This window comes from Micromonospora arida (assembly GCF_003857035.1).
GTDB classification, from domain to species: domain Bacteria; phylum Actinomycetota; class Actinomycetes; order Mycobacteriales; family Micromonosporaceae; genus Micromonospora; species Micromonospora arida.
Map to the genome: position 1 here is coordinate 1 of NZ_QGSY01000146.1, position 8,936 is coordinate 8,936.

Here is an 8,936-nt window from a genome sequence, read left to right on the forward strand (position 1 = left end):
GCCGTACCACCGCCGCCCCCCGCCGCTCGCCCGGCCGGGCCACTCCCGCCCGGGCGAGCGGCGGGTGGCGGCGGTGGTACGGCAGCGCGGGCACCGGGCATCGGCTGCACGCCGCGGCGCGGCGGCTGACCCGGTGCGGGGCCGGCGGCGGGTGGCCGGTTGTCCGGGCGACGACCCGCTGGCGGCGTCTCCCCGGGCCAGGGCCCGTCGACCGGTCGACGGGCGGCGGCACCGCCAGGTTCGCTCTGGCGCGGGGCCGGCGGCGCCGAGGACTCCGGCGCACTGCCGCGCGCACCGGCCGGCTCTCCCGGCGTACGCGGGGTGGGTTGTGCCGGCGGTCCGGCCGGGTCTGCCGGCGGCATGCCAGCACGGGGCCGGTTCGGCTCCGCCGGTGCGCCGTCCGGGCCCAGCTCGGTGCGTTGCTGCTTGGCCGAGCGCAGGTCGTCGATCCAGCCGAACTCCTCGCCGGCTACCGGCTCCTCCGGCTCGGGCTCAGCCGGCCGGCCGCGACCCCAACGGCGGGCCTTGGCGCGGGGATCGCGCCGCTCGTCCGGGCCCTCGTCCGGGCGGTCCCCACCACGCGATCTCACTGTTGACCCTCTCCTGCGGCGTCGGTGCCGCTGTCCTGCATCGTGCCGGGGGCACCCGCGCCCGTCGTCGGACGGGCGGCCCCCGGGGATAGCGCTGGCGCGGTCTGCGCCGTTACGGACGGCTCGGCTGTCGGCGTCTGCGGGCGGGCGGGCGGAGCCGGCAGGCCACGCACGATCCGGCGCAGCAGCGGCAACCGGCTGGCCACCGACCGCTCCGCGCCGTGCGGGCTGGGCTGGTAGTAGTCGGTGCCCACCAGGTCGTCCGGGACGTACTGCTGGGTGACCACGCCGCGCTGGTCGTCGTGCGGGTAGCGGTAGCCGGTCCCGTGGCCCAACCCTCGGGCGCCGGCGTAGTGCGCGTCGCGCAGCCCTCGCGGCACCGCGCCACCGCGACCGGCCCGGACGTCGGCGATGGCGGCGCCGATGGCGGTGGTGGCCGAGTTCGACTTGGGCGCCGTGGCCAGGTGGATCACCGCCTGGGCGAGGTTGAGCTGCGCTTCGGGCAACCCGACGTACTCGACCGCGTGCGCGGCGGCGGTCGCCACGCTCAGCGCACTGGGATCGGCCATGCCCACGTCCTCGCTGGCGAAGATGACCAGACGACGGGCGATGAACCGGGCGTCCTCACCGGCGACCAGCATGCGGGCCAGCCAGTGCACCGCCGCGTCCACGTCCGAGCCGCGCATGCTCTTGATGAAGGCGCTGACCACGTCGTAATGGGCGTCGCCGTCGCGGTCGTAGCGCACCGCCGCCACGTCGACCGCCTGCTCGGCGGTGGCGAGGTCGATCCGCCCGCCGCCGAGGGCCGTGGCGGAGGCCGCCGCCGCCTCCAGGGCGGTGAGTGCCTTACGGACGTCGCCGGCGGCCAGCCGGACCAGGTGATCCTCGGCCTCGGTGGTCAGGGCCAGTGCGCCGTCCAGGCCACGCTTGTCGGCGACCGCCCGGCGCAGCAGGCCCCGCACCGCCTCGTCGTCCAACGGTTGCAGGGTGAGCAGCACGCACCGCGACAGCAGCGGGGAGATGACCGAGAAGTACGGGTTCTCGGTGGTGGCCGCCAGCAGGGTGACAGTGCGGTCCTCGACGGCGGCGAGCAGCGAATCCTGTTGGGTCTTGCTGAACCGGTGCACCTCGTCGATGAAGAGCACGGTCTGCGGACCGCCGGAACGGCGCTGGCGGCGCGCCGCATCGATCACCGCCCGGACGTCCTTCACGCCGGCGGAGAGCGCCGACATGGCCACGAAGCGGCGGTCGGTGGCCCCGGCCACCAGGTGCGCGATGGTGGTCTTGCCGCTGCCCGGCGGGCCCCAGAGGATCACCGACATCGGAGCCCCGCCGGAGACCAGTTGCCGCAGGGGTGCGCCGGGAGCGAGCAGGTGCTCCTGCCCGACCAGTTCGTCGAGGGTCACCGGGCGCATCCGGACGGGCAGGGGCGAATCGTCGGCCACCGCGGTAAAGCCGTCGACACCGGCGGGACCGTCGGGCGCGCTGCGCGACCCGGCGGGTTCACCAAGGGAGAAGAGGGCGTCGGACTCCATCACGAAGACAGTACCGGGCCGGGCCCACGGCGCCGGAATCGCGCCGCAGGCCCGCCACCGGTGATCGGTTCCGGTCAGCCACGCCCGGGGCGACGGCCCCGGTACCAACGGCCGCCGCCGCCGCCGCGCGGGCCGCTGCCGACGCCGGCCAGGTAGAGCGAGAGCAGGAGCAGTCCGATGAGCACGAGGGTGTTCCAGTTGAACAGGTCGGGTGCGCCGAAGTCGGTGCCGAGCAGGTCGAGCAGCAGGGCAAAGCCAAAAACGATGGCCGCGAGAATGGCGAGCATGTCGGTCCTCCGGTGGGGGTTCCCAGTAGGTCGGCGCGTGATGTACCCAATCGGTCGACTCGTCAATCTCCAGGGTGGAGACGGCCACGCCGCGAGGGCCCGGCGGAGGCAATCGACCCCCGGCTCCTAGGCCTTAGGCTGGACCGCATGATCATCGACGACCGGGTGCTCCAGGACCGGAGCGCCATCCTGGCCGCCGTCGGCCATCACCCGTTCGCCCGGCACGCGCTCGGGCGGGCCGTGCCGGCGCGCGCGTACCAGCGTGATGGCGCCGTGCTGTGGTTGGTGCCGCCGGAGTACGGACCGGCTGGCTGCGCGATCGGTCCGGTCGAACCGGCGCTGGAGATCTGTGCAGCGCTCGCCGCCGATGGAATGCTCCAGCCCGGACAGCGGCTGCACCTGCCTCGACACGATCGCGGTCGGCTGGTCGATCGGCTGGCGGTGGCCGAGCACAGCGACTGGGACTTCCACTGGACCGACACGGCGCCGCCGGCGCAGCCGGACGAACAAGCGGTGGTCCGCCTCACCGCCGCCGACCAGCCGGCGCTGGCGGCACTCGTCGAAGAGTCGTTCCCCACCAGCACCTCCCAGCCGGGCGACCCACGGGTGGTCGACTGGTACGGCATCTGGGCCGGCGACCGGTTGGTGGCGTGCGGCGCGGACCGTAGCCAGGATGACATCGGCTTCCTGGCCGGCCTGACCGTCGCTCCCGACCAACGCGGTCGAGGGCTGGGCGCGTCCCTGACCGCCGGGATGACCCGGGCGCTACTCGCACGTCACGACCTGGTCGGGCTCGGCGTCTACACGCACAACGTCGGTGCGGCGCGGCTCTACCGTCGGCTCGGCTATACCTCCACCCTTGCGCTCAGCTCGATCCGCCTCGCCTGACCGGCCCGCCGTCCGGCCAGGCGAGAGGGCTATCGCTAACGGTCGGTGGCGGGCACCGGGACCGCGGTCGGCTCGACGGCCGGGGCGGCCCGACGGCCGGCCAGCCAGGCGGGCAGGTAGAGCGGGGCGGCGACGGCCAACACCACAGCGCCGACCACCATCGCGGTGCTGACGCTGGTGGCGGCGGCGAGCGCGGTCAGCACCACCCCGCCGAGCGCGCCGGCCGGTTGCCCCATCATCGAGTTCAGCGAGAGCACGCTGGTCCGGTACGGGCCGTCGACCTGCCGGTGCAGCAGCCCACTGTGCAACGGGTTGGACGCTCCGTGCACCGCGTAGCAGGCGAGGTAGGCCACCAGCACGCCGACCGGCCCCGCGAACAACCCCATCCCGACCACAGTCACGCCCTGCAGGACGCGGAGCAGGGCCGCACCCGGAGCGGCGCCGAACCAGCGCAGCAGCAGTGGGGTCAGTGCCGCGCCGGCGGCCGACGCGAGCCAGGCGGCCGAGTTCGCCGGCCCGAGCAGCACCGCGGCGCGTTCCGGATCACCGATCACCTCGGCGAGTCGGACCGGCAGCAGCGACTCGAAGGTGACCATGCCGAAGCCCCAGAACAGCTCGACGGCCACCAACGCCAGCAGCACCCGGGAACGCCGCAGCAGCCCGACGGCCTGGCCGATCATCCGGGGCGCCTGGACCACCGAGGCCCGCATCGCCGCGACCCCGGTGGCCGGCCGCTCCTCGACCAGCAGCACCACGAGCGCGACGAGCGCCGCCGCCTGCGCCACGATGGCGGCCAGCACGGGCACCGTGAGCGCGGAGACCGGCCCGATCGGGCCGAGCGCGATGAGACCACCGCTGAGCAGCGCGCCTCCGCCGATGGCGCCGCCGACGACGGTGCCGGCGTAGCCGAGGCCACGCTCGTACTCGGCCTGCGGGTCGGCGGCCAGGGTGGCGTCGACGTACCAGGACTCCAACGGGCCGCTGTCCAACGCCCGGTAGATGCCCTGCAGAGCCCAGACCACGAAGAACAGCGCGAACGAGTCGGCCACGGCGAACAGCGCGAGGGAGACAAGGTTGAGCACCCCGGCGGCGAGCAGCACCGGTCGACGACCGAGAGCGTCGGCGAACCCGCCGGTGGGCAACTCCAGCGCCAGCACCAGCAGCCCCTGAGCCGTGCCGACCAGGCCGATCTGCGGCAGCGACAGGCCGCGCTCCTGCATCAGCAGGATCATCACCGGGATCATCAGCCCCGTGGGCAGCCAGCGCAGACCGTAGAGCGTGAGGTAACGACGCCGAACCTGGCGTACGGTCAGCGCGCTCACCGGAGGCCCTCGCGCAACGGGTAGGCGGCCAGGAAGACCTGCACCGGGCGGGCCTCCGGGTCGGTAGGGGCGTCGGGTTGGGCCTCGCGGTGGTAGCGCTCCAGCACCTGCCACACCTCCGCCTTGAGCTCCTCCAGTCTGGCGGGCGGGATGGTCATGAAGATGTCGCCCATGCCGAAGCCGTCCCGCCAGGCGGGTGACCACTCGTGCTGGGTGGCGAACCAGCGGTCGGCGGTCTCGACGAGGAGACGTACCTGGTCGCCCTGGATCCACTCGATCGCGGCTCGGGCGTCGGGGTCGTCATCGAAGTCGCTCGGCTCCCAGTTGGTGACGTCGTGCGCCGCCTGCCACCAACGTTGCCGCCCGGTGCCTCGGTCGGGATCCTCGATGACGAGCCCGACCTCGGCGAGTTGACGCAGGTGGTAGCTGGTCGCGCCGGTGTTTGTGCCGAGCAGTTCGGCGAGGGTGGTGGCGGTGGCGGGCCCCTTCACACGCAGGGCGCCGACCAGCCGCATCCGTAGCGGATGCGCCAGGACCCGGACCTGCCGCTTGTCGATGCGGACCTCACGTAGCGCCGCCCGCTGAGCGTCTTCGTCGTTCGCCATGACTGCACACTATCTCTGCACACTTCTTATGCACAAGAGTTATGCACAAGAAGTGTGCAGGGTCAGGCGAGGAGTTCCCGCACCCCCCGCAACCGCGTCCGCAGCAGACCTGCGGCGCGCGCGCAGTCCAGGCGTACCTCGGTGGGGCCGGCCTGCCCGGCGGCGGCGCTGGTGGTGGTCTTCAGCCCGGCCGCGTCCAACCCGAAATGTCGGGCCACCAGCAGACCCAGCTCGGCACGGCTGACCGCGTCCGCGCCAGCCACGTTGAGCGGGCCGGCGTGGTTGCCGACGACCAGTTCCAGCACGGCGTCGGCCAGGTCGGTGACGTCGATCGGGCAACGGATCATGTCGCTGAACAGCACCGCCCGTCCGGCGAGCGCGTCCCGGCAGAGCTGGATCTGCTTGCTGCCCTCCCCCACGATCAGGGAGGTCCGCACCAGTGTCGCGCCCGGGTCGATCGCGCGAACGGCGGTCTCGGCGGCCGCCTTCGCGGCACCGTACGCGTTCAGCGGGGTGGGCACGTCGTCGTCGGCGTACGGCGTGGGACGGCCGGCGTGCAGCGCGTCACTCGACACGTGCACCAGCCGGGCGCCCACCTCGGCGGCGGCGAGGGCCACGTGCGCTGCCCCGTCGGCGGTGACCGCCCAGTCCCCGTACCGGTAAGGGGTCCCCACCACTGCGTCCGGCCGCACCTCGGCGACCAGTGCGCGCACGGCGGACCGGTCGGTCACGTCCAGCCGTCGTGCCGCGACTCCCGGCACCGCGATCTCACCGGAGTGGAACGTCCCGACAACCGACCACCCGGCGCTGACGCCCCGCCGACAAATCGACCGCCCGAGTAATCCACTACCCCCGACAACAAGCACCCGCATCCCAGCCCACTCCCCCACTACCGCCGACGTCGATCATGAGGTTAACGAGCGACACGCCGTGGCGCGGGCCCGTCAACCTCATGATCGACGGCGCGATAGGGGGTCAGACCGGGTCTGCTACCGGGGCTGCGGGGCCGGCCGTTCCCGTGTGGGCCGCCGGCTGCGGCTTGGGCTTGGCGTCGATGCCGGCCTCGGTGCGCTGCTGGGCGGTGATCGGGGTGGGTGCACTGGTCAGCGGGTCGAAGCCACCCCGGGTCTTCGGGAAGGCGATGACCTCACGGATGGAGTCGGCGCCGGCGAGCAGCATGCAGACCCGGTCCCAGCCGAAGGCGATACCGCCGTGCGGCGGGGCGCCGTACTTGAACGCCTCCAGCAGGAAGCCGAACTTGTCCTGCGCCTCCTCGGGAGTGATGCCGAGCAGGTCGAAGACCCGCTTCTGCACGTCACCCCGGTGGATACGGATCGACCCGCCGCCGATCTCGTTGCCGTTGCAGACGATGTCGTACGCATACGCCAGGGCCCGGTCCGGAGCCTCCTCGAACCGGTCGACCCACTCCGCGTTCGGCGAGGTGAACGGGTGGTGCACGGCCGTCCAACCGCCCTCGTCCGTGCGCTCGAACATCGGCGCGTCGACCACCCAGCAGAACGCCCAGGCGCTCTCGTCGATCAGGCCGGACCGCTTGGCGATCTCGACGCGGGCTGCACCGAGCAGCTCCTGCGCCTCCCGGGTGGTGGCGCTCGCGGCGAAGAAGACCGCGTCGCCCGGCTTGGCGCCGACCGCGTCGGCGAGCCCGCCCAGGTGCTCGGCGGAGAGGTTCTTCGCCACCGGGCCGCGCGCCTCGCCGGTCTCGGCGTCCAGCACCACGTACGCCAGGCCGCGGGCGCCACGCGCCTTCGCCCAGTCCTGCCAGCCGTCCAGCTCCTTGCGGCTCTGCGCCGCGCCTCCCGGCATCACCACCGCGCCGACGTAGCCGCCCGCGTCGATCGCCCCGGCGAAGACCCGGAACTCGGTGCCGCGCAGGTACTCGGTCAGCTCGGTCAGCTCGACGCCGTAGCGCAGGTCCGGCTTGTCCGAGCCGTACCGGGCCATCGCGTCGTGCCAGGTGATCCGCGGGATCGGTCGGGTGATCTCGTGCCCGGCCAGGTCCTTCCACAGCGTGGAGACGATCGCCTCGCCGAGGTCGATCACGTCGTCCTCGGTGACGAACGACATCTCGATGTCGAGCTGGGTGAACTCCGGCTGCCGGTCGGCGCGGAAGTCCTCGTCGCGGTAGCAGCGGGCGATCTGGTAGTACCGCTCCATGCCACCGACCATCAGCAGCTGCTTGAACAGCTGCGGCGACTGCGGCAGCGCGTACCAGCTGCCGGGCTGGAGCCGCACCGGCACCAGGAAGTCGCGGGCGCCCTCCGGCGTCGAGCGGGTCAGCGTCGGCGTCTCGATCTCCAGGAAGTCCCGCTCGTGCAGCACACCCCGGGCGAGCTGGCTGGCGCGCGAGCGCAGCCGCAGCGCGTTCGCCGGGCCGCTGCGGCGCAGGTCCAGGTAGCGGTACCGGAGTCGGATGTCGTCGCCGGCCTCGATCTGGTCGTCCACCGGCAGCGGCAGGGGCGCCGCCTCGGAGAGCACCTCCAGCTCGACGACGGTCACCTCGACCTCGCCGGTGGGCAGCTCCGGGTTCTCGTTGCCGGCCGGGCGACGGGTCACCTCGCCGACGACCTTCACGCAGAACTCGTTGCGCAGCGCGTGCGCATCTTCCTCGCGGAACACCACCTGGACAACACCGGAACCGTCGCGCAGGTCGACGAAGATGACCCCGCCGTGGTCGCGCCGGCGGGCCACCCACCCGGCGAGCGTCACCGTCGTGCCGGCGTCCGTCGCGCGCAAGCTGCCGGCATCATGGGTACGGATCACGACGTGCGTCTCCTCATCTGCGGTGCGGTCTGCCTCCGCATTCTGTCAGGAGTGCCGGAAACGGTCCGCGCCACCCGTCGACCCGGCCGGCCAATCCGGGCGGTCCGACGGGTGGCGCGGTCAGTGGGCGAGCGTCAGTTCTCCGGGATGTTCCAGGCCGTGACCCGGATGACGGTCGTCCGGTCGTTGTTGATGGTCACGACCTCCAGCAGCACCATCCGCCATCTGTCCCGCTGTTCACGCGCCGCGGCGTAGTTGGTCCTGATGCAGAGCCAGGAGCCCTTCCGAAGGGGCACCTCCGCGTCCACGGCGATCGGAGCGGATCGGATCGAGTTGTTGCACTCGGCCGGCTTCATCCCCGCCGTCGCCGCTTCACTGCCCTCCACGCCGTTGGCCAGTTTGACGAAGGGAGCCCCCGGACAGCCCGCATTGAGAGCCATATCGGTGGTGTTCGATCCCACGTTGGCACGTGGTTCGTCGAGGTCCACCTCCATTTCCTTGAAGCAGTCCGTGGGCTTCAAGGTCAGGCTCTGGTTGTCGTACTTGGGCTCGTAGACGGTCTGCTCGCTGAGCTCCGGCGGCGTCCCCGGTGAGCTTGGCGGCTCCTCCGGTGTTGCGGAGGCCGGCCGGGAGTCGGTCCCGGCGGCAGAGCTGGAGGGCGCTGGCGCCGGACCGGTGTCGGTGGAGCCGACCGGCGCCCGCGCGGAAGCGATGTCCCGCGCGGTCTGCGCCTGGTCCAACGCGCGCCAGGACACAACGGCGGAGCCGAGGGACACCAGCAGCGCGAGGGCGGCCACGGCGATCACCACGAAACCCAGCCGGCCGCGCCGCGCGCCGGACGCCGGCGGTAGCGGGTCGGCCGGCCCGGGGCCGCCCGGAAACGGCGGCGGTGCGGTGCCGCCCGGAGGGGGTGCGGTGCCGCCCGGAG

Annotated in this window: 7 protein-coding genes and 2 pseudogenes; 1 reads left to right on the forward strand and 8 read right to left on the reverse strand. The window is 72.9% G+C overall.

The window, feature by feature from the left end:
- The 3 genes and pseudogenes from DLJ58_RS09850 to DLJ58_RS09860 all read right to left on the reverse strand — a co-directional run.
- Positions 1 to 590 (reverse strand): annotated as a pseudogene (locus DLJ58_RS09850) (hypothetical protein); the annotation flags it as partial.
- Complete coding sequence (locus DLJ58_RS09855) at positions 587 to 2,125, reverse strand: replication-associated recombination protein A (protein ID WP_124855013.1); 1,539 nt, start codon at positions 2,123 to 2,125, stop codon at positions 587 to 589. The gene DLJ58_RS09855 and the pseudogene DLJ58_RS09850, both read right to left, overlap by 4 nt.
- Before the next feature lie 74 nt (positions 2,126 to 2,199).
- Positions 2,200 to 2,412 carry a hypothetical protein gene (locus tag DLJ58_RS09860; RefSeq protein WP_124855015.1) on the reverse strand — a complete coding sequence of 71 codons (213 nt, stop codon included), beginning with the start codon at positions 2,410 to 2,412 and terminating at the stop codon, positions 2,200 to 2,202.
- A 147-nt stretch (positions 2,413 to 2,559) separates the two neighbouring features.
- Here DLJ58_RS09860 and DLJ58_RS09865 point away from each other — a divergent pair, with 147 nt between their 5' ends.
- A complete protein-coding gene (locus DLJ58_RS09865; RefSeq protein WP_124855017.1) occupies positions 2,560 to 3,300 on the forward strand; it encodes a GNAT family N-acetyltransferase in 741 nt (246 codons plus the stop codon).
- Between the two features lie 35 nt (positions 3,301 to 3,335).
- Here the strand turns inward: DLJ58_RS09865 and DLJ58_RS09870 are convergent, their stop codons facing one another.
- From DLJ58_RS09870 to DLJ58_RS09890, 5 genes and pseudogenes are all read right to left on the reverse strand, one after another.
- Positions 3,336 to 4,622, reverse strand: a complete 1,287-nt coding sequence (locus DLJ58_RS09870) for an MFS transporter (protein WP_124855019.1) — start codon at positions 4,620 to 4,622, stop codon at positions 3,336 to 3,338.
- Positions 4,619 to 5,227 carry an ArsR/SmtB family transcription factor gene (locus DLJ58_RS09875; RefSeq protein ID WP_124855021.1) on the reverse strand — a complete coding sequence of 203 codons (609 nt, stop codon included), beginning with the start codon at positions 5,225 to 5,227 and terminating at the stop codon, positions 4,619 to 4,621. The genes DLJ58_RS09870 and DLJ58_RS09875 overlap by 4 nt, the downstream gene beginning before the upstream one ends.
- Positions 5,228 to 5,289: 62 nt before the next feature.
- Positions 5,290 to 6,099 (reverse strand): SDR family oxidoreductase, encoded by an 810-nt coding sequence (locus DLJ58_RS09880; RefSeq protein ID WP_124855023.1) that lies wholly within the window; start codon positions 6,097 to 6,099, stop codon positions 5,290 to 5,292.
- 103 nt (positions 6,100 to 6,202) lie between these two features.
- A complete protein-coding gene (gene aspS, locus DLJ58_RS09885) occupies positions 6,203 to 8,008 on the reverse strand; it encodes an aspartate--tRNA ligase (RefSeq protein ID WP_124855025.1) in 1,806 nt (601 codons plus the stop codon).
- Positions 8,009 to 8,142: 134 nt separating this feature from the next.
- Positions 8,143 to 8,936 (reverse strand): annotated as a pseudogene (locus DLJ58_RS09890) (hypothetical protein); the annotation flags it as partial.